The 23696-nt window shown below is 63.3% G+C and carries 23 protein-coding genes and 2 tRNA genes; 21 read left to right on the forward strand and 4 right to left on the reverse strand.

Annotated elements, in window-relative coordinates; translation table 11 throughout:
- The first annotated feature begins 18 nt into the window (after positions 1 to 18).
- Genes nqrF through FV139_RS13650 form a run of 6 tightly spaced genes read left to right on the forward strand, consistent with a single transcriptional unit; the run spans position 19 to position 5838 of the window.
- Positions 19 to 1242, forward strand: a complete 1224-nt coding sequence (nqrF, locus tag FV139_RS13625; protein ID WP_148068993.1) for an NADH:ubiquinone reductase (Na(+)-transporting) subunit F — start codon at positions 19 to 21, stop codon at positions 1240 to 1242.
- A complete protein-coding gene (locus FV139_RS13630) occupies positions 1243 to 2319 on the forward strand; it encodes an FAD:protein FMN transferase (RefSeq protein ID WP_148068994.1) in 1077 nt (358 codons plus the stop codon).
- Positions 2320 to 2338: 19 nt separating this feature from the next.
- Positions 2339 to 2578 carry a (Na+)-NQR maturation NqrM gene (nqrM, locus tag FV139_RS13635; RefSeq protein ID WP_148068995.1) on the forward strand — a complete coding sequence of 80 codons (240 nt, stop codon included), beginning with the start codon at positions 2339 to 2341 and terminating at the stop codon, positions 2576 to 2578.
- Between the two features lie 29 nt (positions 2579 to 2607).
- On the forward strand, positions 2608 to 3870 hold the full coding sequence (locus FV139_RS13640) for a lipoprotein-releasing ABC transporter permease subunit (protein ID WP_235898653.1): 1263 nt from the start codon (positions 2608 to 2610) through the stop codon (positions 3868 to 3870).
- A gap of 52 nt (positions 3871 to 3922) precedes the next feature.
- Positions 3923 to 4603: an ABC transporter ATP-binding protein gene (locus tag FV139_RS13645; RefSeq protein WP_213004126.1), complete on the forward strand. Its 681-nt coding sequence runs from the start codon at positions 3923 to 3925 to the stop codon at positions 4601 to 4603.
- The gene (locus FV139_RS13650; RefSeq protein ID WP_148068996.1) at positions 4600 to 5838 is read left to right on the forward strand and encodes an FtsX-like permease family protein; all 1239 of its coding nucleotides are present in this window, start codon (positions 4600 to 4602) and stop codon (positions 5836 to 5838) included. The genes FV139_RS13645 and FV139_RS13650 overlap by 4 nt, the downstream gene beginning before the upstream one ends.
- A gap of 18 nt (positions 5839 to 5856) precedes the next feature.
- Here the strand turns inward: FV139_RS13650 and FV139_RS13655 are convergent, their stop codons facing one another.
- Positions 5857 to 6411 (reverse strand): DUF2062 domain-containing protein, encoded by a 555-nt coding sequence (locus FV139_RS13655; RefSeq protein ID WP_148068997.1) that lies wholly within the window; start codon positions 6409 to 6411, stop codon positions 5857 to 5859.
- Between the two features lie 143 nt (positions 6412 to 6554).
- On the opposite strand from FV139_RS13655, the gene FV139_RS13660 reads away from it, so the two are divergent.
- From FV139_RS13660 to FV139_RS13725, 14 genes are all read left to right on the forward strand, one after another.
- Positions 6555 to 8840 (forward strand): DNA internalization-related competence protein ComEC/Rec2, encoded by a 2286-nt coding sequence (locus FV139_RS13660; RefSeq protein WP_268939943.1) that lies wholly within the window; start codon positions 6555 to 6557, stop codon positions 8838 to 8840.
- A gap of 106 nt (positions 8841 to 8946) precedes the next feature.
- Positions 8947 to 9570 carry a MotA/TolQ/ExbB proton channel family protein gene (locus FV139_RS13665; protein WP_148068999.1) on the forward strand — a complete coding sequence of 208 codons (624 nt, stop codon included), beginning with the start codon at positions 8947 to 8949 and terminating at the stop codon, positions 9568 to 9570.
- Positions 9567 to 9995, forward strand: a complete 429-nt coding sequence (locus FV139_RS13670) for an ExbD/TolR family protein (protein ID WP_148069000.1) — start codon at positions 9567 to 9569, stop codon at positions 9993 to 9995. The genes FV139_RS13665 and FV139_RS13670 overlap by 4 nt, the downstream gene beginning before the upstream one ends.
- The gene (gene msbA / locus FV139_RS13675; protein ID WP_213004121.1) at positions 9988 to 11823 is read left to right on the forward strand and encodes a lipid A export permease/ATP-binding protein MsbA; all 1836 of its coding nucleotides are present in this window, start codon (positions 9988 to 9990) and stop codon (positions 11821 to 11823) included. The genes FV139_RS13670 and msbA overlap by 8 nt, the downstream gene beginning before the upstream one ends.
- Complete coding sequence (gene lpxK / locus FV139_RS13680) at positions 11823 to 12812, forward strand: tetraacyldisaccharide 4'-kinase (protein WP_148069001.1); 990 nt, start codon at positions 11823 to 11825, stop codon at positions 12810 to 12812. The genes msbA and lpxK overlap by 1 nt, the downstream gene beginning before the upstream one ends.
- A 56-nt stretch (positions 12813 to 12868) precedes the next feature.
- The gene (gene kdsB, locus FV139_RS13685; protein ID WP_148069002.1) at positions 12869 to 13639 is read left to right on the forward strand and encodes a 3-deoxy-manno-octulosonate cytidylyltransferase; all 771 of its coding nucleotides are present in this window, start codon (positions 12869 to 12871) and stop codon (positions 13637 to 13639) included.
- Complete coding sequence (locus FV139_RS13690) at positions 13639 to 14118, forward strand: low molecular weight protein-tyrosine-phosphatase (RefSeq protein WP_148069003.1); 480 nt, start codon at positions 13639 to 13641, stop codon at positions 14116 to 14118. Before kdsB ends, FV139_RS13690 begins: the two co-directional genes overlap by 1 nt.
- A complete protein-coding gene (gene murB / locus FV139_RS13695; RefSeq protein WP_148069004.1) occupies positions 14102 to 15151 on the forward strand; it encodes a UDP-N-acetylmuramate dehydrogenase in 1050 nt (349 codons plus the stop codon). The genes FV139_RS13690 and murB overlap by 17 nt, the downstream gene beginning before the upstream one ends.
- Positions 15148 to 16974, forward strand: coding sequence for an excinuclease ABC subunit UvrC (uvrC, locus tag FV139_RS13700; RefSeq protein ID WP_148069005.1), 1827 nt, complete (start codon positions 15148 to 15150; stop codon positions 16972 to 16974). Before murB ends, uvrC begins: the two co-directional genes overlap by 4 nt.
- A 15-nt stretch (positions 16975 to 16989) precedes the next feature.
- Entirely contained in the window at positions 16990 to 17550 is a 561-nt protein-coding gene (pgsA, locus tag FV139_RS13705) for a CDP-diacylglycerol--glycerol-3-phosphate 3-phosphatidyltransferase (RefSeq protein WP_148069006.1), read from the forward strand.
- Between the two features lie 91 nt (positions 17551 to 17641).
- Positions 17642 to 17717: transfer RNA gene (locus tag FV139_RS13710), tRNA-Gly, on the forward strand.
- Positions 17718 to 17741: 24 nt separating this feature from the next.
- Positions 17742 to 17815, forward strand: a tRNA-Cys gene (locus tag FV139_RS13715).
- 515 nt (positions 17816 to 18330) lie between these two features.
- Positions 18331 to 18612, forward strand: coding sequence for a type II toxin-antitoxin system RelE/ParE family toxin (locus FV139_RS13720; RefSeq protein ID WP_148069007.1), 282 nt, complete (start codon positions 18331 to 18333; stop codon positions 18610 to 18612).
- Between the two features lie 10 nt (positions 18613 to 18622).
- A complete protein-coding gene (locus FV139_RS13725; RefSeq protein ID WP_148069082.1) occupies positions 18623 to 18934 on the forward strand; it encodes a HigA family addiction module antitoxin in 312 nt (103 codons plus the stop codon).
- 149 nt (positions 18935 to 19083) lie between these two features.
- Here the strand turns inward: FV139_RS13725 and FV139_RS13730 are convergent, their stop codons facing one another.
- Positions 19084 to 20517: a hypothetical protein gene (locus tag FV139_RS13730; RefSeq protein ID WP_148069008.1), complete on the reverse strand. Its 1434-nt coding sequence runs from the start codon at positions 20515 to 20517 to the stop codon at positions 19084 to 19086.
- Between the two features lie 175 nt (positions 20518 to 20692).
- On the opposite strand from FV139_RS13730, the gene FV139_RS13735 reads away from it, so the two are divergent.
- Positions 20693 to 21268, forward strand: coding sequence for an ECF-type sigma factor (locus tag FV139_RS13735; RefSeq protein WP_148069009.1), 576 nt, complete (start codon positions 20693 to 20695; stop codon positions 21266 to 21268).
- Positions 21269 to 21326: 58 nt separating this feature from the next.
- Here the strand turns inward: FV139_RS13735 and FV139_RS13740 are convergent, their stop codons facing one another.
- Together FV139_RS13740 and FV139_RS13745 are read right to left on the reverse strand one after the other, a co-directional pair.
- Complete coding sequence (locus tag FV139_RS13740; RefSeq protein WP_148069010.1) at positions 21327 to 21941, reverse strand: hypothetical protein; 615 nt, start codon at positions 21939 to 21941, stop codon at positions 21327 to 21329.
- A gap of 111 nt (positions 21942 to 22052) precedes the next feature.
- Positions 22053 to 23534 (reverse strand): di-heme oxidoredictase family protein, encoded by a 1482-nt coding sequence (locus FV139_RS13745; RefSeq protein ID WP_187276530.1) that lies wholly within the window; start codon positions 23532 to 23534, stop codon positions 22053 to 22055.
- Positions 23535 to 23696 lie beyond the last annotated feature (162 nt).

A 23696-nucleotide genomic window follows, 5' to 3' on the forward strand; every position in this document is an offset into this window, starting at 1 on the left:
AGGGGCGCGAGACTAGTTATGGATATGACAATTGTGTTGGGTGTCGGCATGTTCACTGCGATCGTGCTGGCACTGGTTTTCATCATCCTGTTTGCCCGCTCGCGGCTGGTGAGCAGTGGTGATGTCCACATCGAGATCAACGGCGAGAAGACCATCACCGTTCCGGCGGGCGGCAAACTGCTGCAGACCTTGTCCGAGAGTGGCCTGTTCCTGCCCTCTGCCTGTGGTGGCGGCGGTACCTGCGCCCAGTGCAAGTGCATCGTGAACGAGGGCGGCGGTTCCATGCTGCCGACCGAGGAAGGCCACTTCACCCGTCGCGACGCCGCCGAAGGCTGGCGCCTGTCCTGCCAGACCGCGGTCAAGCAGGACATGAAGATCGAAGTGCCGGAAGAGGTGTTCGGGGTCAAGCAGTGGGAGTGCACTGTAGAATCCAATCCCAACGTGGCGACCTTCATCAAGGAGCTGACCCTCAAGCTGCCGGAAGGCGAGAACGTCGACTTCCGCGCCGGTGGTTACGTGCAGCTGGAGTGCCCGCCGCACCTGGTCAAGTACGAAGACTTCGACATCGACGAAGAGTACCGCGGCGACTGGGAGCGTTTCGGCTTCTTCAAACTGCAGTCCGAGGTCAAGGACACGGTCATCCGCGCCTACTCCATGGCCAACTATCCCGAAGAAAAGGGTGTTGTGAAGTTCAACATCCGTATCGCCACGCCGCCTCCCGGTAGTGAGGGCATCCCCTGCGGCCAGATGTCGTCCTGGGTGTTCAACCTGAAGCCCGGTGACAAGGTGAAAGTGTACGGTCCCTTCGGTGAGTTCTTCGCCAAGGACACCGACGCCGAGATGGTCTTCATCGGTGGTGGTGCCGGTATGGCGCCGATGCGTTCGCACATCTTCGACCAGCTCAAGCGCCTGGGCAGCAAGCGCAAGATCTCCTTCTGGTACGGCGCGCGCTCCCTGCGCGAGATGTTCTACCAGGACGAGTACGACCAGCTGGCCGCCGAGAACGACAACTTCGAGTGGCACGTGGCCCTGTCGGACCCGCAACCCGAAGACAACTGGGACGGCCTCACCGGCTTCATCCACAACGTGTTGTTCGAGGAGTACCTCAAGAACCACCCGGCTCCCGAGGACTGCGAGTTCTACATGTGTGGACCGCCCATGATGAACGCCGCTGTGATCCAGATGCTGACGGATCTGGGTGTCGAGCCGGAAAACATCATGCTGGACGACTTCGGTGGTTAAGTGACCGCAGTCGCTCCCCACAACAAAAGCCACTCCAAGGGGTGGCTTTTTTGTATTCTGCTGCCGCTGTTCCTGCTGCTGGGTGCCTGTGGCGAGCCCGGCGCCGATGCGATCAAACTCAGCGGTCACACCATGGGTACCACCTGGAATGTGACCTACACCGACAGCGGCGCACTGCAGGACCCCGAGGCGATGCAGGCGGGCCTGCAGGCCCAGCTGGACGAGGTCAACGCCAGCATGTCCACGTATCGCGACGATGCCGAGATCAATGTGGTCAATCGCGCGGCCGTGAACGAATGGGTGGGCGTTTCCGGCGCCTTCCTGACGGTGCTGGAGGCGGCCCTGGCGGTGGGCGAGCAGAGCGAAGGGGCCTACGATGTGACAGTGGGCCCGCTGGTCAACCTGTGGGGATTTGGCCCCCGCACCCGCGAGACGCAGATTCCCTCGGAGGAGGCGGTGCAGTCCGCGCTGGCGTCTGTCGGGCAACGCTACCTGGAGGTCGATGCGGACCAGCGGCGGGTGCGCAAGCTGCGCGACGTCAAGCTGGACTTTTCCTCCGTGGCCAAGGGCTACGGGGTGGACCGCCTGGCGCGTTACCTGGAAACGCAACAAGTCCACGATTTCCTTGTCGAAGTAGGTGGCGAGATGAGATTGTCCGGCCGAAGCCCCCGCGGCGATGACTGGCGCGTGGCGATCGAGAAGCCGACGGCGGGGGCCCGGGTGCCGGCCGTGGGTCTGGCGCTGACCGATGTGGCGGTGGCCACGTCTGGCGACTACCGCAACTATTTTGAGTTCAACGGCAAGCGCTTCTCCCACAGTATCGACCCGCGTACGGGCTATCCGGTAGTCCACGACCTGGTGTCGGTGACGGTGCTGGCGCCATCCTCCATGCTGGCCGACGCCTGGTCGACAGCGCTCGAGGTTCTCGGTGCGGAGGACGCCCTGCGGGTGGCCAGCGAGCAGGGCCTGGCGGTATATTTTATCCGGCGGCAGGGTGAAGAACTTGTCGCCACTCACACAGCTGCGTTCGCGCCCTATCTGGCGGCGAGCGAGGCAGTAAAGGAACAGGCCCAGTGACTGGGCCGGCGAGGTGAATATGGCAACTTTCCTGATCACTGTAGTGGTATTTGCCGCGGTAATTGCCGCGATGGCCGTGGGTGTGATGGCGGGGCGTGCTCCCATCAAGGGATCCTGTGGCGGTATCGGCGCCACGGGTATCGACCAGTCCTGCACCATTTGTGGCGGTGACCCCCAGCGCTGTGAAGAGGAAACCCGCGGCGGCGAAGCGTCCGAGCCCCCGCGCCCGCAGTTCTACGACGCCAGCGAAAAACGCTAGCGCACTGGCCCGGCAGGGACGCTCACGGCTTGCGGCTATTCTCGTCACTGGCGGATCACTACGCGCTCTTCATCGGCCTGCGCTACAGCTTCAGCCGCAAGCGCAGCCGCTTCACCGGCCTGATTGCCCTGGTGTCCATGCTCGGCATGGTGCTCGGGGTAGCGAGCCTGATTACGGTATTGTCGGTGATGAACGGCTTCGCTGGCGAACTGCAACAGCGCATATTGTCGTTGGTTCCCCACGCCTATCTCGAATCCTCCGCCGATGGCATCGCCGACTGGCAGGCGCTGGCGACAGACCTGCGCGCCCGGCCAGGGGTGGTGGCGGTTTCTCCCTACATTAGCGACAAGGTCATTTTCAGTGGCCGCTACCTGCTCCACGGCGGTGTGCTGACCGCGATCGATGTGGGCGCCGAGGGCGAGGTGTCGCGGGTGCCCCAGGCCATCGTAAATGGCTCCCTGGAGCGCCTGGAGTCGGAACCCTTTTCGGTGGTGCTGGGCTCGGCCCTGGCGCGCCTGCTCGGTGTGATGCCGGGCGACAGCGTTGAAGTGACCGTGCCGCGTATCACCGTGACGCCCCTGGGCGCCTTTCCCCGTACCAAACGCCTGCAGGTGGTGGGGCTGTTCGAAGTGGGCGCCCAACCCGATACCTACCAGGCCTATGTTTCCCTGGACACCGGCCAGCGCCTGCTGGGTGAGCGGGGCAGGGTAGAGGGCTTACAGGTGAAGACCCTCGACCTCTATCGCGCGCCGGAGATCGTCCGGGAACTGGCGCCGACGCTGCCCGCGGATATTACCGTGCGCGACTGGAGCCAGACCCAGGGTTCGCTGTTTCGCGCCGTGAAAATGGAGAAGATCATGGTCAGCCTGCTGCTGCTCAGTGTGGTGGCGGTGGCCGCCTTCAATATCGTATCGACCCTGGTCATGTCGGTCGCGGAAAAACGCCGCGACATTGCCGTGCTGCGCACCATGGGCGCCAGTGCCCGGGGCATCATGGTGGTGTTTGTGGCCCACGGACTCGGTCTGGCGCTGGTAGGGATTGGCGTCGGTGCGCTACTCGGGAGCCTGCTGGCCACCTACATTGCCCCGGTCACTGCCTTCGTCGAAGTGCTGCTCGGGGTCAAGCTGTTCGACCCGCAGGTGTACTTCATCAGCGAACTGCCCGCCCGCCTGCTGGGCGGGGATGTGCTGGCAGTGGTACTGGCTTCCCTGACACTGAGCCTGCTGGCCACCCTGTACCCGGCCTGGCGCGCTGCCCGGGTCGCCCCGGCGGAGGTGCTGCGCTATGAGTGAGGCAGGTATGGACGGGGCGGATATGAATGAAGCTGTTATGAACGAAGCCGGTATGAAAGAGGCGGTGCTGCGTTGCGAAAACCTGGGCCGGGTTTACAGCGACGGCGACCACCACGTGCAGGTGCTGGAAGGGGTCGAGTTCACCCTGTTGCCCGGCGAGACCGTGGCGGTGGTGGGGGCCTCCGGTTCCGGCAAGTCGACCCTGCTCAACCTGTTGGGCGGGCTGGATGATCCGAGCACCGGGCGGGTGTTGATGGCCGGTCAGGATATCGCCCGCCTCGACGAGCGGGCGCGCTGCCGCCTGCGCAACGAGCGCATGGGGTTCGTGTACCAGTTCCACCACCTGCTGCCCGAGTTCGATGCGGGCGAAAACGTGGCCATGCCGCTGCTGATTGCCGGTGCCGGACGGCGGGAGGCATCCCGCCGGGCCGCTGCCATCCTTGAGCGGGTCGGCATGGGCCACCGCCTCACCCACCGCCCCGGGCAGTTGTCCGGGGGTGAGCGCCAGCGCGTCGCCATTGCCCGGGCCCTGGTGGCCGGGCCCGATGTGGTGCTCATGGATGAACCCACCGGCAACCTCGACCCGGATTCCGCCGCCCAGGTGCTGGCCCTGATCGATGAACTGGGACGGGAGCAGGCGGCGTTTGTGGTGGTTACCCACGACCCGGCGATCGCCGCGCGCATGCACCGCACCCTGGAGCTGGTACAGGGCCGTTTGCAGGAGCGTCAGTGAATACCGGACAGCGCCTGCGCATTGCCCTGCGCTACAGCTTTGCCTTTGGCCGGGGTCATCTCTCGACCTTTCTGTCGTCGCTTTCCATGCTCGGGTTGGTGCTGGCCATCACCCTGCTGATTACCGTGTTGTCGGTGATGAACGGCTTCGACAAGGAGATGCGCCAGCGGATCCTGTCGCTGGTGCCCCACATCACCCTGTACGCCCACCAGGGCATGGCCGACTGGCGCGAGCGTATGGGCCCGGTCGCCCGGCACCCGGATGTCACGGCGGTCCGCCCCTTCGTCCAGTTCAACGCCCTGTTCATGCACGGCCGCCGCATCGAGACCGCCCAGGGGCTGGGCGTCATTGGCGGCAGCGACGCGGGAGCCCTGCTGGCGAGCCTCCCCCCCGGGCAGTTCAGCTGTTTCTCCGAGACCGGCAACGCCCTTGCCCTGGGCAAGGGGCTGGCCCAGCGCCTGGACGTTGGCCCCGGCGACCCTCTCACCCTGATTGTGCCGGGGCAGGGGGCCGGGGTGGGCGCCAAGGAGGCCCGCTTCGTCCAGGTGAGGGTGTGCGGTGTGCTCGATACCGGTACCGAGCTGGACCAGAGTGTTGCCCTGGTCGACTTCGACTTTGCCCTGTCGCAGCTTAGCGCCGAGGGTGCCGCCAGTGGCCTGCAGGTGGAAACCCGGGATATTTTCGACGTGGCCCGGGTGGGCTGGGAGCTGGTGCAGAACCTGCCCCCTGGCTACTACGCCACTAACTGGATGCAGACCCACGGCAACCTGTATGCCGCCATCCAGCTGTCCAGGGACCTGGTATCCATCCTGCTGTTTTCGATTATCGCCGTGGCTGCCTTCAACGTGGTGTCGTCACTGGTGCTGGTGGTGTTCGACAAGCAGGGCGACATCGCCATCCTGCGCACCCTGGGTGCCGGCGGCGGTGACATCGCCTGGGTGTTCGTACTGCAGGGCGCGGTGATCGGGCTGGTGGGCGCTGCGCTTGGCTGCCTGCTGGGCGTGGGCCTGAGCCTCGCCGTGCCGTCCCTGGTGGCCGGGCTGGAACAGCTGCTGGACTACCGCTTCCTCGACACCGACGTCTACCCCGTGTCCTTCGTGCCGGTAGATGTGCTGGGCTCGGATGTGCTGCTGGTGGGTGGGGTGGCCCTGCTGATGTGCCTACTGGCTGCCCTGTATCCGGCAGTGCGGGCCGCCAGGCTGGCGCCGGCGCAGATTCTGCACCAGGACCTGTAGGCGCACACCGCGCGGGTGTTACTGGCCGGGGCGGTTTTCTTCCAGAAGCTTTTTTGCCGTCAGCCGCCGCGCCTTGCGCGCATGCCAGCGATTGGCCACGTGCCAGCGCCACAGCATGCTGATCACGAAATAGCCCACGGAGCCAAAAAACAGGCCGCACACCAGGCAGCCCAGCAGGAAGGGCTGCCAGATCACGTGCAGGCTCTCGGTGGCCCACTCGAGGCTGAGCTGGAAGTGCATGAACTGCACCGGCTCGTTCATCAACAATGCGCCCACCCGGTAGGCCAGGTAGAAAATGGCCGGGATGGTCAGCGGATTGGTGATCCAGATCAGGGTGACCGCCAGCGGCAGGTTGCAGCGCACCAGGATGGCCAGCAGCGCGGCGATGACCATCTGCCCCGGCAGGGGCACGAAGGCCACGAACAGGCCGATAAAAAACGCCATCGAAGCCGAGTAGCGGTTCAGGTGCCACAAATTGGACTGGTAAATCCACTCGCCCAGAAAACCAAGCGCCTTGATTTCCCGCAGCCTGGCAGGGGAGGGCATGATCTGTTTGAGGGTATGTTTGGGCATCGCTGGCCTGATTCGACGTGTGAACCCGCGCTGCGCTGTGGTCGACTGTAGCTCCTGGCGCAAGGCGCCCAGTCAGCGGGGGCGGCCATTATGCCCAACATCGGCGGGATTGCCCACCAGTGGGAGGGCTGATATCAGCGCCGGTGGCGGGTCTGTTGATATCGGCCGGGCTGCCGTGGTTACCGGCTTGGCCTGTCGTGCTGCTTCTGGGGCTTGCCGGAACGGCGCTGGTGCTTCGCGCCCGGCGCGGCGCTCGCCTGGCCGGGCTGGGTTTACTGGGCCTGCTGGTCGGTATTCTCCATGGGCATGCCACTGTCGCCCGCACTCTGCCAGAGAGCTGTGTGCGCCAGCCGCTGGTGGTGGCGGGGCGGGTGGTATCGCTACCCCGGGTCACGTACTTTGACGCGCGCACCCGCCAACAGCGCTTCGAGTTCGAGGTAAGCTCGCTGTCGGCCCCTGAGTGCCGCGGTCCCCGCCGGCTGTTGCTCAGCTATTACGGTGAGGCCGCCATCGAGCCCGGCAGCCGCTGGCGCTTCGAGGTGTTGCTCAGGCGCCCCTGGGGGCTGGTCAATCCCGGGTCCTACAACATGCAGGCCGGGTACGCCCGCAGTGGCATCGACGCCACCGGCAGCGTACGCAGTGCACCCGGTTCAGCCTTGCCCCTGCCCGCGGTGGATGCCGGACTGGCCACCTTGCACCACCGGGCCCGGGCCCGGATCAGCGAGCGAATAGCCCGGCTCGGCCTGCCCCGGGACGTCCAGGCCGTACTGCAGGCGGTCACTGTCGCCGAGCGCAGCGCGCTCGATACCGGTTTGTGGCGACTGTTCCAGTCCTTCGGCCTCAATCACCTGCTGGTGATTTCCGGGTTGCATATTGGCCTGCTGGCAGGGCTGGGTTACGCGATCGGGCGGCTGCTGTCACTGGCGGGAAACCGGGTTGCCCTGCAGTTGCCAGGGTTGCTGGCACTGTTGATGGCATTGGCGTATACCGCCCTGGCAGGGTTTTCCCTGGCAACCTGCCGGGCCCTGTTGATGTTGTGCGTTGTGGTAGTGGCCGCGGCGCTGGGGCGTGGCGCCGCCGCCGGACACTGCCTGTGGCTGGCGGCGGTCGTGTTACTGGCGCTCAACCCGCTCGCCGCCCTGGGCAGCGGGTTCTGGTTGTCGTTCGGTGCCGTCGCCTGCCTGTTGTGGCGCCTGCAATGGCATGGGAGAGGGCGTCGGTTCGGCCAGCGCGTGATTGCGATCCTGGGTACCCATGGTTACATGGCGCTGGCCATGGTGCCTCTCGCAGGCGGCTGGTTTGGTGGCGCCAGTCTGGTGTCCATGCCGGCGAATCTGCTGGTGGTCCCACTGCTCGGGCTCTACGTGATACCCCTGTCGCTGGCAGCCACATTCCTGGCCCTGGCAGGCTGGTCCGCTGCGGACGCGCTGTGGCGGGCCGCGGCTATACCCCTGGGGTACCTGCTGCCACTGGCGGACGGGATAGTGCAGGCCCGGCCCGACTGGCTCTATTGGCGATTCAGCCCGTCCACCGCAGAGCTTGTGCTTGCCGCCGTGGCGATTGGCCTGGCTGTCAGTCCTGTCGCGGCGTTGCGCAAGTGGCTGGCGGTGGCACTGCTACTCACCCCCGCGTTGCTGCCGCCGGGGGTGGCGAAGACGGCGTCGGAAGATGCGGTGCACCTGCTGTTTATCGACGTGGGGCAGGGCACCTCCGTCCTCCTCTACACCCGAGACCGGGCGCTGCTGTACGACACCGGCGGCGGCGTGCCCGGAGGGCCGACCGTGGCCGACAGTGTCGTGCTGCCGCTGTTGCGCCAGCGCGGAATCCGGCGCCTGGATACCCTGGTGTTGAGCCACGGTGACAGCGACCACAGCGCGGGTTGGGTCGATATCGAGGAGGGTGTGGAAGTGGTGGCGGTGCGCTCGGGGGCCGATCTTTCCCGGGCCAGGCACTGCCGGGCAGGCGAGGCCTGGCACTGGCCTGCAAGCCCGGTGACGCTCCGGTTTCTGGCACCCGCGGAGGAACAGGCACTCAGCCGCAACAATGGCTCCTGCGTGTTGCAACTGCAGATTGGCGCTACGGTGGTGCTGCTGACCGGTGATATCGACAGTGATCGCGAGCGGCAACTGCTGCGTTACTGGGGCAGGGGTTTGCGCAGCGACTGGTTGCTGGCCGCCCACCACGGCAGCAACAGCTCCACTGGCCATGCCTTCCTGAAGCAGGTTGCGGCACAGCACGTGGTGATCAGCGCCGGCTATGCCAATCGCTTCGGCCACCCCCACCCGGACGTGCTCAGGCGTATCGCCGCCAGCGGTGCCAGGGCCTGGTTCAGCGCCCATGAGGGTGCGATCGAACTGATCTTTGAACCCGGTGAGAGTGCTCTCGAGGTGGTGGCCCACCGGCGCCTGCAGCAGTTCTATTGGCGCTAAGGGTCAGCCCGGTATTCGTTAATGCGAAGTGACCACTTCGCCGGTTTATCCGATCTGGTAGCTGTGCGTATAATGGCGCCACTTCTCGCTGTTACAGGAAACAGGTGTGCTCGAACTGGTAACGGCAGGCGGCTGGCTGATGGTGCTGATCCTGCTTTGTTCTATCGTGGCGGTTGCGATTTGTATCGAACGCCTTTACACACTGAACCCGAAAAAGATTGCACCTCCCCACCTGTTGGCCACCGTGTGGAAGCAGCTCAAGGCTGGCGAAATCGATGCCGGCCGCCTCAAGAGCCTGCGCCAGTCTTCACCCCTCGGGCGGATTCTCGCAGCGGGCCTGGGTAACGCCTCCCACGGCCGCGACGTGATGAAAGAGAGCATCCAGGAAGCCGCCAGCCATGTGATCCATGAGCTGGAGCGCTACCTCAACACCCTCGGCACCATCGCCGCGGTGGCTCCCCTGCTGGGCCTGCTGGGTACGGTAGTGGGCATGATCAAGGTGTTCGCCGAAATCATGGCCCAGGGCACCGGTAATGCCAGCGCCCTGGCCGGCGGTATCTCCGAGGCGCTGATCACCACCGCCGCAGGCCTCGCCGTGGCAATTCCTGCACTGGTGATGCACCGCTATTTCATCGGTCGCATCGATGGCATCGTGGTCGAACTGGAGCAGGAAACCATCAAACTGGTGGATGCGCTGCACTCCGAGGAACCCGAGGAAGCGCGGCGTTGAAATTCCGTCGCCAGCGCCGGGAGGAAGTCGGCGTCAACCTGACACCCCTAATCGATGTGGTGTTTCTGCTGCTGATCTTCTTCATGGTCTCCACCACCTTTACCCGGGAGACCCAGCTCAGTATCGACCTGCCGGAAGCCAGCGGTGAGCCGCGGGAGAGCCTGGGCGAGCAGGTAGAAATCATGATCGACGAGGCGGGTACCTACCGGGTCAACGGCCAGCGCCTGGTCGACAGCCGGCCCCGCACCCTGCAGGCCGCCATCTACAAAGTGTCTGCCGGCGATACCACCCTGCCCATGATCATTACCGCCGATGCCCAGTCCAGCCACGAGTCGGTGGTGCGGGCGATGGACGCGGCAGGCCAGATGGGCTTCGTGCACCTCAGCATCACCACCCGGCAGCCCGCCAGCGACGGCAATGGCTAGGACCGCCCGCTACGTGGCCCGCCAGGGCACCATGTCCGACTGGCAGCTCTATCGCAGGCTGCTGGGCTACGCGCTGCCGTACTGGAAAATGTTCCTGCTCAGTGTGGTCGGTTTCGCGGTGTACTCGGCAGGCAATGTGTTGCTGGCCGACCTGATGCAGTTCCTGCTGGATGCCATCAACGATACCGCCCAGTCCGACAAGGGCGTAGTGGCCAGCATCGCCTACCGCTTCTGGGAGGGCGGCGAGGGCACCCGGCTGGAATTCGCGCGAGTGGCGGTGCCAGTGGCCGCCGTGCTGCTGGCCTTCGGCCGCGCCACCGGTTACTTTGCCGGCACCTACTTCATGACCAACGTGGCGCGCAACCTGATTCACACCCTGCGCTGCGAGCTGTTCGACAAAATGCTCGGCGCCCCCTGCAGCTACTACGACAGGCACAGCCAGGGCACGCTGATCTCCAAGATCACCTTCAACGTCGAACAGGTGTCCGGCGCGGCCACCAAGGCGCTGAAGATCATTATCGGCGAGGGTCTTACCGTTATTGGTCTGATTGGCTATCTGCTGTACCAGAACTGGCGCCTCGCGCTGGTGTTCTTTGCAGTGGCCCCAATTATCGCCCTGGTAGTGTCGGTGGTGGGCAAGCACTTCCGTCGCTACAGCCGCCGTATCCAGAACTCCATGGGCGACGTGACCCAGGTGAGTAACGAGAGCGTGGGCGGGCACAAGGAAATCCGTATCTTTGGCGGCCAGGGCCAGCAGTCCGACCGGTTCCGGGCGGCCAGCGATTACAACCGCGAGCAGAGCCTGAAACTCGCCTTTGCCGACGCCCTGTCGACACCGGTTATCCAGTCGCTGCTGGCGATGTCGCTGGCGGTGCTGGTGTGGATCGCCCTGAACCCGGTGATGCTGGCGGACTTTACCGGTGGCAGCCTGGTGGCCTTCCTTACGGCGGCGGGGCTGCTGGGCAAACCCATCCGCCAGTTGAGTGGCATTCAGAGCACCATCCAGCGGGCACTGGCGGCGGCGGAGGACATTTTCGCCCAGATCGACGAAGAGGGTGAGCGGGACACCGGGACCTATACCGTGGACCGGGCGCGCGGCGACCTGGCCATTCGCGATCTCAGCTTCAGCTATCCCGGTGGCGAACGGCCGGTGCTGCAGCACATCACGCTCGATGTGCCCTCGGGCAGCACGGTTGCCCTGGTGGGTCGTTCCGGCAGCGGCAAGAGCACCCTGGTGCAGTTGCTGTCCCGCTTCTATGACTGCGAGCACGGCGCGATTACCCTCGATGGCGTGCCCATCGATGACTACACCCTCGACTCGCTGCGCGCCCAGATTGCCGTGGTGTCACAGGATGTCACCCTGTTCAAGGACACCGTGCGTAACAACATCGCCTTTGGCGCGCTGCAGCGGGCATCAGTGGAGCAGGTGCAGGCCGCGCTGCAGGCCGCCTACGCCAGTGAGTTTATCGACCAGCTGCCAGAGGGAATGGATACGCTACTCGGCGACGACGGCGGCGGCCTCAGTGGCGGCCAGCGCCAGCGCCTGGCGATTGCCCGGGCCATCCTCAAGGACGCTCCCGTGCTGATTCTGGACGAGGCGACTTCCGCCCTGGACAACGAGTCCGAGCACCGCATCCAGCGAGCCCTGGATGAGATCACCGCGAGCCGCACCACCATCGTGATCGCCCACCGGCTGTCGACGGTGGAGCGGGCCGACCGCATTGTGGTGATGGATGCCGGCCGTATCGTGACCCAGGGCACCCACGCCGAACTGCTCGCCGAAGGCGGCATTTACTCCCAGCTCTACCATCAGGAATTCAGCGACTGATGTCTTTCGCCGCGCGCCTGGAACGGGCCTGGTACGAGGGCGCGTTCTGGCTGTGCCTGCTGTGGCCGCTGGAAGGGCTGTTTCGCGCCGTGGTTGCACTGCGGCGTGGCCTGTACCGGCGGGGAACCCTGCGCAGTTATCGCGCCCCGGTGCCCGTGGTGGTGGTGGGCAATATCACTGTGGGTGGCACAGGCAAGACACCGGTCGTCATCGCCCTGGTGGAGGCCCTGCAGCAGGCGGGCTTGCGGCCCGGGGTGGTCAGTCGCGGTTACGGCGGCCGGGCGCCGCTGTATCCCCATCGGCTCTCGGAAATTTCCCTGGCCAGTGACGCAGGCGATGAACCCCTGCTGATCTACCAGCGTACCGGTGCCGCCGTGGTGGTCGACCCCCTGCGGGCGCGGGCGGTACAGGCCCTGGAACAGGAGGTGGATATTGTCCTGTGTGACGACGGCCTGCAGCACTACGCACTGGCCCGGGACTATGAAATTGCCGTGCTCGACGCCGCGCGCGGGATGGGTAACGGCCACTGCCTGCCGGCCGGGCCATTGCGGGAGCCGGCGGTGCGCCTGGACGAGGTCAATTTTCGCCTGCGCCGGGGCAGCGATTCGCCGGAGGAGGGTGTTCGCTATACCCTGGGCCGGGTGCGCCGGCTCGATGGCTGTGATGAACTCTCGCTCGAGGCGTTCGCCTCGGCTGGCCCCTGCCGGGCCGTGGCCGGTATCGGACAACCACAGCAGTTTTTCGACACCCTGAAAGCGGCGGGCCTGCAGTTTTCCGAACACTCCTTTGCCGACCACCACACCTATACCGAGGCCGACTTCCTCGGGATGTCCGGCGGGCGGATTATCATGACCGAGAAGGACGCGGTAAAATGTCGCGCAGTGCTGCCCGCCGAGCGGCTTGCCGAGGCCTGGTACCTGCCGATTGACGCGACCCTGCCACAGGCCCTGCTAGACGAGGTGGTCGCTCTCGCCCGGCGCGCCGATTGATAACACCGTTTACAGAATCCTCAGTTACGGAACCCTCATTTACGGAAATTCAGCCCATGTCCTTCTCCGTTGTAATTCCCGCCCGCTATGGCTCTTCCCGACTGCCGGGAAAGCCGCTGCAGGATATCGCCGGCCTGCCCATGGTCCAGCGTGTCTGGCAGCAGGCCGCCAGCAGTGCGGCCGAGCGGGTGATCATTGCCACTGACGACCAGCGCATCGCCGACTGCGCGGATGCCTTTGGCGCCGAGGTGTGCATGACCCGCGCAGACCACCCCTCCGGCACCGACCGCCTGCAGGAAGTGGTGACGCAATTCGACTTTGCCGATGACCACATCGTGGTGAACGTGCAGGGCGACGAGCCCCTGATTCCACCGGCGGTGATCGACCAGGTGGCGAACAACCTGCAACAACACACCAGTGCGGGCATCGCCACGTTGTGTGAGCGTATCGAGAGTGTGGAAACACTGTGGGACCCGAATGCGGTGAAGGTGGTGAGTGATACCGACGGCATCGCACTCTACTTCAGCCGCGCCACTATCCCCTGGCCGAGGGATGCCTACGCCGCACAGGGCGGGGCGCCCGACAGCCTGCCGGCCGGGGACTGGTTCCGCCACATCGGCATCTACGCCTACCGCACCGGATTCCTGCACCGCTATATCACCTGGGCGCCCGCGCCGCTGGAACGGCTGGAACAACTGGAACAGTTGCGCGCGCTCTATCACGGCGTGGGTATTCACGTGGCCGAAGCCTGTGCCGCCGTACCGGGGGGTGTCGATACCGCCGAGGACCTTGAGCGGCTGCGCGAGTTGCTGGAGGGGGAGCAGTGATGACACAGGTGAATGTGCTCTTTGTCTGTTTAGGCAATATCTGCAGGTCACCGACTGCCCACGGTGTGTTTGAGCAACGGGTTGCGCAGCGCGGACTGCAGGAGCGTATTGTCGTTGACTCCTGCGGCACCGGTGACTGGCACATCGGCCATCCGCCGGACCGGCGGGCCCAGGCCGCGGCGCTGCAACGTGGTTACGACCTTTCACACCTGCGGGCACGGCAGGTCGAGCCCGCGGACTTCTCCCTGTTTGATTACGTGCTGGCCATGGACGAGAGCAATCTTGGCGACCTGCGCGCCATGCGTCCGGCCAGTTTTGCCGGCCACCTGGGATTGTTCCTCGACTTTGCCGACACCGGTTTAAGGGAAGTACCGGATCCCTATTACGGTGGCGACGACGGCTTTGACCACGTACTGGATCTGATCGAAGCGGCCAGTGACGGCCTGCTCACGGATATCCTGAGTGCAAATAAACCCTGATTTTTCCCTTGCGGCGCACAACACGCTGGCGCTGGCTGCGCAGGCGCGCGCCTTTGCGCGCGTGGAATCACTCGATGAGCTGCGACAGGCGCGGGTCTGGGCGCGGGCCGAGGGCCTTGGCATCCTGCCCCTGGGCGAGGGTAGCAATGTCGTGTTTGCCGGGGATGTGGATGCCCTCGTCATGCAACTGGCCAGCCGCGGAAGGCAACTGCTGGACAGCGACGACACCACACATTGCCTGCGGGTAGCAGCCGGTGAGAACTGGCATGCCTTCGTCACCTGGGCCGTGGGGCAGGGCTACAGCGGCCTGGCCAACCTGGCGCTGATTCCCGGTACCGTGGGCGCGGCACCCATCCAGAATATCGGCGCCTATGGCGTCGAGCTGGAACAGTTCGTTGAGGCGGTGCAGGTAGTGCACCTCGATTCGGGTGTAGAGCAGACCCTGTCTGCCGCCGATTGTGGATTCGCCTACCGCGACAGTATTTTCAAGCGCGAGCTGACGGATGTGGTGGTGACGGCCGTCGATTTCCGCCTGCCTTTGAAAGCCCCTGCGCAAGCGCGATATCCCAGCCTGGCAGTCTACCTTGAGGCGCAGGGTATTACCGAGCCCGGCGGCATGGATGTGTATAACGCGGTGGTGGCAATTCGCGGCGCCCGCCTGCCAGACCCGGCGACCGACCCCAATGCCGGCAGCTTCTTCAAGAACCCCGTGGTAGCCGAGAGCGTGGCAAAGGCACTGGCGGGCCAGTATTCCGGCATGCCGACTTATCCGGCGGGCGAGGGCCGGATAAAAATCCCCGCCGCCTGGCTGATTGAGCAAGCCGGCTGGAAAGGTGAGCAACGCAATGGCGTGGGCGTTCACCCGGGCCACGCACTGGTATTGGTGAACTATGGCGCCAACAGTGGCGCGCGCCTGCTGGAACTGGCCCGTGCCATCCAGCTGTCGGTGCAGGAGCGCTTTGGTGTGGCGCTGGAAATGGAACCCAGGGTCTATGGTGAAGTGCAGGGCGCAGCGCAGGGCGCGGGACAGTGAGCGGGTTCGATCACAAGTCCTTTCTCAAGCGCCTGACTACCCGCCCCGGTGTGTATCAGATGTACAACGCCGAACGGGAACTGCTGTACGTGGGCAAGGCGAAGAACCTGCGCAATCGGGTGAGCAGCTATTTCCGGGCCAGTGGCCTGACCGAGAAGACCATGGCCCTGGTCAGCCGCATCGCCGATATCCAGGTCACGGTCACGTCCACCGAGGTGGACGCGCTGCTGCTCGAGCACAACCTGATCAAGACCCACCAGCCCCCCTACAACATCCTGCTGCGGGACGATAAGTCCTATCCCTACATCTTCCTCTCCAGCGAGGACAAGTGGCCGCGCCTCAGCCTGCATCGCGGTTCCAAGCGGCGCAAGGGGACCTACTTCGGGCCCTATCCCAGCGCCGCGGCGGTGCGCGAATCGCTGCACTTCCTGCAGAAAGTGTTCAAGGTGCGGCAGTGTGAAGACAGCTATTTCCGCAACCGCTCGCGCCCCTGCCTGCAGTACCAGATAGACCGCTGCACCGGCCCCTGCGTGGACATGGTCAGCGAGGCGGAGTACGCCGAACAGGTGGAGAACACCAGCCTGTTCCTGCGAGGCAAGTCGCAGGAATTGATGGTGCGGCTGGCGGATGACATGGAGCGGGCAGCAACCGAGCTGCGCTTCGAGGAGGCCGCCCGTTACCGCGACCAACTCAGCCAGTTACAGCATGTGCAGGCGACCCAGGGCATCGAGGGCGGCAGTGGTGACCTCGATATCCTCGCCGCCGCGCTGGACCGGGGCAGGGCCTGCGTGCAGGTACTGTTTGTGCGCAGTGCCCGGGTGCTGGGGAGTAAAACCTATTATCCGCCACTCAAACTGGAAGAAAGCGAGGCGGAAGTGCTGTCGGCGTTCCTGCCCCAGTACTACCTTGGCGGGGAGCGGCAGATTCCCCGTGACATCCTGGTAAACGCGCTGCCGGATGACGCCGATACCCTGGCCGAGGCCTTCACCGTATCCGCCGGCCGCAAGGTGCGCCTGCGCTCGCGGGTGCGGGAGGCCAGGGCGCGCTGGCTGCAACTGGCGGTACAGACCGCCCAGACCAACCTTGCCGCCCACCTGGCCGGGCGCGAAACCACCCAGGAGCGGGTACAGGCCCTGCAGGCCGAACTGGGCCTGCCGGAGCCGCCCCAGCGTATGGAGTGTTTCGATATCAGCCACAGCTCCGGTGAGGCCACCGTGGCATCCTGTGTGGTGTTCGACCAGGAGGGCCCGCGCAAGGGCGATTACCGCAAGTTCAACATCGAGGGCGTGGCGGCCGGGGACGATTACGGCGCCATGCAGCAGGCCCTGGAGCGCCGCTACAAGCGCCTCAAGTCGGGGGAGGGCGTTCTCCCCGACCTGCTGCTGATCGACGGCGGCAAAGGGCAGGTCGCCCAGGCGTTGTCGGTGCTGGAGGAACTGCAGATACTCGATGTCACGGTCGTGGGGGTGGCCAAGGGTGTCACCCGCAAGGCCGGCTTCGAGACCCTGATCATGGGCGACTCGGGCCGGGAGCGACAACTCCCGGGGGACAGTTCTGCACTGCACCTGATACAGTACATACGCGACGAGGCGCACCGCTTCGCCATCACCGGTCACCGGGCCCGCCGCGACAAGGCGCGCCGCCAGTCCCTGCTGGAAGGCATACCCGGGGTGGGGGCCAAACGGCGCCGGGAACTATTGCGCCATTTCGGTAGCGCCCAGGGCGTGAAGAACGCCAGCGTCGACGAACTCAAGAAAGTGGGCGGCATCAGTGCCACCATGGCCCAGCAGATCTACGATCACCTGCACACGGCCGCAGACTAGCCAGGAGCACCGAGCTTGCACGTCAACATTCCCAATGCGCTGACCATGCTGCGTATTTTCATGATCCCCGTCCTGGTGGTGGTGTTTTACCTGCCCTTCGAGAAACACCTGCTGGTGGCGGCGGGCATCTTCGCCATTGCCGCGATCACTGACTGGTTCGACGGTTACCTGGCCCGGCGCCTGGACCAGATGACCAGCTTCGGCGCGTTCCTGGACCCGGTGGCCGACAAGTTGATGGTGGCCGTGGCACTGGTGCTGCTGGTGGAGCGGCACGACACCATTCTGTTCACCCTGGCTGCCTGTGTGATCATCGGCCGGGAGATCGTAGTGTCGGCCCTGCGGGAATGGATGGCGGAATTGGGGCAGCGCACCTCGGTGGCGGTGTCCTACGTGGGCAAGGTCAAGACCGCCTTCCAGATGGTGGCCATCGTCGGCCTGCTGGCCATCGACCCGGTCAAGGACGAGAGCTGGATGCTGGCCCTGTGCTACCTGATGCTGTACAGCGCGGCGGTATTGACCCTGTGGTCCATGGTGATCTACCTGCGGGCCGCCAGAGATGTGATGCGCGAACAATAAAATCGCGCATTTTCAGATATTTAGCGGAATTTTCTCCGCGGGATGTTGACTCCGGCGCAACAATTCATACAATGGGCACCCTCTGTGTGAGGCGGGAATAGCTCAGTTGGTAGAGCGCAACCTTGCCAAGGTTGAGGTCGCCGGTTCGAACCCGGTTTCCCGCTCCAACCCTCACACAATCCCCCCTTGAAGGCTCGGTGGCAGAGTGGTTATGCAGCGGACTGCAACTCCGTGTACGCCGGTTCGATTCCGACCCGAGCCTCCACTAACTTAAATGTGACTTCCCGTGCACGGCTCACAGTGTAGTGTCCGGCGCTCCGGCTGTTTACGCGCTACGTATGTGGACATTCCTGAGCAACTTGATCCGACGTTGGCCAAGTGGTCTGATGTTTCCTGCATCTTGAGTCTCAGGAACTGCTGGCGGCCCTTATGCGTGCAGAGTCCAGTGGGACAATTGATTCAGCACATCGTGCTCGTCAGAAGGGTATAGCAAAGAGCAGGTCACTCCCCACGGCTTCAGTGCCACTACTCTCACCCTGCTATATGAGGCGCTGCGTTTCCGGCCTGGTGTAATAGAGCATCAGCTGGCCCATGCTGTGAAGGATGCAAACGGCAGGGCGTACAACCGCTCATCGTTCCTTGAGGAACGGGCGAATATGATGCACAGCTGGGCGGATTACCTGGTTACACTGCGAGAGCAGGTGAAGTCCGGTAACGTGGCGGCTGGCAGGTTTGGCTGCCAGGCATTGTTAAGTGTAACTTTACGGTATACACTCATTCGTGATTAAGTCATTTCGGCACAAGGGTCTGAAGGCATTCTTCGAGAAAGGGAGTACGGCAGGAATTCAAGCCGCTCATGCACCGCGGCTAGCCAGGATGCTCGGCAGGCTCAATGAGTCAAAGGATGTGCAGGGCATGAATCTCCCAGGCTGGCGACTCCACCCGCTGAAGGGCCGTGATCTGAAAGGCCACTATGCGGCGTCAGTCAGCGGAAACTGGCGCATGACCTTCCGGTTCGAAGCCGAGGACGCCGTGCTGGTTGACTACATGGATTACCACTGAGGATGAAATGATGCGCCGTATGCACAACCCGCCACACCCAGGCATCACCCTGCGCGATGACGTATTACCCGCGCTGGGCCTGACGGTCACGGAGGCCGCCAGTCAGCTTGGCGTGACCCGTGTGGCGCTGTCCAGGGTCTTGAACGGCCGCGCCGGCATCTCGCCAGAGATGGCCCTGCGGATCGAGGCCTGGCTGGGGGTAGAGCGCGGCGGTGATGCGAGGATATGGTTGGCAGAGCAGTCTGCCTATGACGTGTGGCAGGCGGAGCAGAAATTCGCAACGAAGCCGTTGCAAGTAGAGCCGGCGCCGGCCGCTCAGTAAAGATTTTGCGACTCTGGCCTCGAAGGATTCTATCAGTTCGCCGGTTCCGTAGAGGTCGGCCTCAAGTCCTTCCGGGGTATGGGCCGCCACAATCGAGGCAGGGAAGTGAATCACCGAAACGGGCACTGGTTGATGCCTTGCCAGGTTTGTTACTCATCAACAGGAACCACGCTCCTCAATCCAACGAGGCGACGACACGCGACAAGCGAACAGGCGACACTGCAGGCCGTTAACACCCAACCTATATTGACCCACAGAGGATCGGCGTCAGTCATTCGTAGCGCGATAACCCACTGGGTAGCTATCGGCAGCCCAACCAGGCAGGTGGCGGGATGCAGCCACCAGATACGCTGACCATGCAGCACGGGCCACGGAAATTCCGCTAGAACTTCGCGGTGCCGGGGGGCGTGCCGGGTAACGTGCAGCAATAGCTGTAGCAAATTGAATTGCAGGTACAGCAATGCCAGGGGGCCAGCGAAGGGCACCAGCCCGGCCGGCACGGTGACCCCCATGAGGGTGACTTTGTCACCGCGGCGGCGCTCCTCCGCTGCCAGCGCGTTGAGGTAAAGATCGGCATCAATCAGTGGTCGATCAGCGATCTCCCGCCAGACATGTTCCAGCCCACCAAATGGGACAAATCCTTCCTCCTGCGGTGATATGCCCATTTCCGGATACGCTGTCGCCAACCAGGTGGCGATACTGGTTTGTGGTATCGATTGGGAGGCGGCGTCCACGTAGCGGGTCTGCACAGCTTCCCAGTCCGGCGCTGTAGCTGGGTCCAGCCAATCGGCCCTGAAGCCTTTGATGTGAACGACGGTCCGATAGCTCTCATCGCTCCCGCCGCCCACCCGGGTTATCGGCACTGCTTCTACCAGCACATTGGCAGCAATGGAGACCTCACTTGCGAGCAGGGTAGGGCCTTCGTATCGCGTCTGGTGAATGATCTTCTCCCCCACGCTGTTCCAGATTGCCGCTTTTGCTTTTTCGGCATCCGGGCCAATCAGTACTGCATCGCGTTGTGCTTCGGGGGAGTGGAAATAACGGTAGATATCAAGTGGGATGGTCACATCAAACTCACCGAGCCCTTCCTCAGGTGCTGCTGTGTCGATGTAGGTCCTGATCGACTGGTCCATCTCGATTACCACGGTTTCGAGTGCATCCCGCTGTGTAACCTCCGGCCGAAACAGCGGGAAATGGGTATTCAGCAGTTGCCAGGCCGCTTCGATTGGTTGTGTGTCGCTCTGTCGTCCCCCGTACACTTCGACCGGGTCAGTTTCCTGGATGGTCTGCCGTTTTTGTTCCTGGTAGGGTTCCAGCGCCCGCTCGGCCCATTGCCGATAGGCACTCCAGTCGATTCCCAGCGCCGTTTTTATCTGGCGACTCGCCTGGGTGTAAAGCTCGCCCGTTGGGATGACAGAGACCGAAAACACCATCAGGATCAGGGAAACAAAGGGTATCAACTGGTACGCGGTACGCGTGGACTTCAGCGCTTCCTGGAACATTGAGTCATTTCCTGATTGCTTCGATTTTTCCGTATCTTCCAGTGTAGTAGGTGAAATTGCCTGGTCAGTTGTAGTTTTCATCGAAAGCTTGTTGCTATGCGTGGAATTTTGGCCTACTTATTCTTCTTTGCCCTGGCGATAATCCGACCTGGCACCTGAAACGATCCGCTCGACAAAACCAATGGTGGTTATAACGTTGGATATAGGAAGGTTTGACACAGGATGTTTTTCGCTCAGATGAGCAGCGCAGGCCAGCTTGAATAACACTCATGACGTCACAGCGCTGCTCCGGCGCGTCTCGGACGGGGAGGGCGAGGAAGCCTGGGGTGAGCTGTTCGAGTGTGTCTACCGGGACCTGAGGGCAGTGTCCCATCGCCAGCGATCGCGAGTGCTCGGTCACCAGACGCTGGGAACCACAGCCCTTATTAACGAAGCCTACCTCCGGCTGGTGGACCAGTCCCAGGCTGATTTTGTCTCACGCGCCCATTTCCTCGGCGCTGCCGCCGTGACCATGCGGCGAATACTGATCAACTACGCTCGGGACGCAAAAGCAGAAAAACGGGGCGGGGCTGCACCCCACCTCGAGTTGGAAACGGCGGAGGCCAGGGGGCTGTTCAGCGAATCGAACACTCTGCTGGATCTCGAGGATGCGCTGGAGAAACTGGAGGCCGAAGACGGGCGCATGGCAAAAATTGTGGTGTGCCGTGTTTTTGGTGGTATGTCGATCGACGAAACCGCCAGTCACCTGAATGTGTCGGCCGCAACGGTAAACCGCTCCTGGCGCTTTGCGCTAACGTGGCTTCGGCGAGCGATGGAAAGTCCAGAAAGTTGAGCCAGTTGAGTCAATGCACCAGGCGCCGCGTATCGGGCGCCTGGTGTGATAGTGCGGGCTAGTGGAAGAAGGCCATCCACCAGTGATCCGGTGAACCGATGGGCGTGTTTATCTGGTTAGGCATATCTTCGGGAGACAGTTGACCGTGTGGCGCAATGGCGAAGTGCACCTCCGCTGTCTCGGGTTCTATCAGTGCTCCTCCCGGGGGAAGAAACGGCGTACTGTTAAGCGAAATACGCCCGCTCAGCTGAAGATGCGGTGCGTCTCCCAACACGTGACCACCGGCATTGAACGCGGCTGGCGCTCCACGCCCCGCCCCGAAATCACTCAGGCCACAGGCATTCGGTATCGCACATTCCTCGGGATAGTTAAAAACAAACACCCAGAATGAATAGACTTCGGGGTGCCCGGGCACGGCGTCGGGGTTCCACATGTTGCCCGTGGGGTAGACATAGCCCACCGGGGTTGGAATACGAATGCTGACATTCAAGCCCTTCTCCGAACGAACCAGTTTTGCTCCATCCGGGGCGACGACGGGGCCGACCATTCCCTGGCCGATGACATCGGAGTGTTGGACAGTGACCTCTGCCGACGACTGAGCAGCGCCCAGGACAATGGCGGCCACGCCGAATGACCAAGCTAACGATCTGTGAACTGCAAACTCTCTGAACATGACAACCTCCTGATATGAAAGCGACGTGCTGTTGTGCCGGCCTCGAAATGCCTTTCCTTGGCCTGCTGTGTCTATACACACGATCAGGAGCAGGTTTGTGTCACAAAATCTTCAGGGGCGGATCAAAGTTCGCGGAGATCCCTCAGGTAGAACTTGCAGTGAACGCAGGAAGCGAATCACCGACCGTTGATCGTCAACGCTTAGCTCCACGAAGGCATCACGCGACGCTCGTGCTTCACCCCCATGGGCCAGAATGGCTTCGGTGATGGTGGTGAGATCCCCGCGATGGCCGTAGGGAGCCGAGTTACCCACGTCCCAGAGTTTTCGGGTGAGAAAAAACTCGGAGCCCGGTCGTCCGTCCTGTTCCGGGCGTCCCTGTGCCAGTTGCTCATTGCAAAGTACCCGAATCTCTTCATCGCACAGGTTATGCCGCTTGAGGTCGGTGTACGCGCGCACGACGGCCCCCTGGTTACCGTAGTGCTCCAGTCGGGGTTTTTCGCCCTCACGGGTCAGGTCGAAGGCGTAGGATATTCCGCTGCTCACAGTGCCCGCCGGATTGAAGGGGTTGGGCTCGACAAACTGGCGGTTATCCAGATACAGCGCCGGTATGTGGCAGTCGGCGCAACTCACCTGTTCAAACAATGCTTCGCCGGCTGCAACCTCGCGCCTGGCCTGGGGGGCTGCCGGCAGGACCCGCCCGGGAACCGCAAGCGCTGCCTGGTAGACCGTAGCAGCGGTAATGTCGCCAATGGTCATCTCCCCGCTGATACCGTCCCCATCGTGATCGACATTGAAGCCGTTGGCGGGGTTCAGGTCGAACCGCTCTTCGGGCTGCATACCGTGGTGGTGGTTGAAGGCGTTTACGGTAAATTCACGCAGGGAAACCACGACTCCCGCCTGGTGAAAGGGCTTGACCACCAGGTCTGTGTCGACTCCCCGGCTGGCAATGACCTCGCCACCAGAGAGGGTAACCTCGAAGGGGATACCTTTCGCGTTGAGCGTGTGCTCTCCGTCCCCCAGCTGCGCGGCCGCCTGCTGTAGCTCGGCCGTCATCTCACGGGCCAGCATCTCGATGGCGCCGGCGCCGAACATGCCCAGCGTATTCCGTTCATTACTGAATGCGGGGTCCAGCGACGTGATCACCGGGTCCTGGGCTTGCGCGAGTACAAAGACATTGGCGACGAAATCTCCCGCGCCACCCGCGCGTGGTACGTTATGGCAGCCGGCACAGGAGTTGGCGTCGGGGCCAGAGGTCCTGATGAAGGCGGGCTCATCGGGCACTCGGGCGGCACCGGTGCCGGTAGTGGCAGGTCTGCCCTGACCGTCACAGTGATTCCAGTTGGCGGAGAAGACCTCCCTGCCGTGGCGAAAGAGGTTGCTGAAACTAATGCGGCCGCTGTCGATATCGCCCTGTGCCAGATGCCCGGAAATGGCCGGTAGATCCGGGAAGTCCTGCGGACACTGGTGGGGTGTATGGGCCCGCGCCTCGCCTGGAAAGCCTGCATAAGCTGCCAGCGCAAGTACCAATGCCGGGAAAATCCCGACAGCGCCACCCGCCCTGGATGTTGATGCCTCCACCGCAATATCAGACATGCCGCACTCCCCCCGCAACCCGGGAATCGTTTGCATCGGTATCACCCCTGTGTAAACACACTCTCTTTAGCTTTACACCGAATACCGATGCTTTCTATCACGAACTGGCTGGTTTTCCAGAAATCAGGGCGATTGACCGGATTGTCACCCATACTGTGTATA

Origin of the sequence: Parahaliea maris (assembly GCF_008064665.1) — a bacterium.
Taxonomy (GTDB): Bacteria; Pseudomonadota; Gammaproteobacteria; order Pseudomonadales; family Halieaceae; genus Parahaliea; species Parahaliea maris.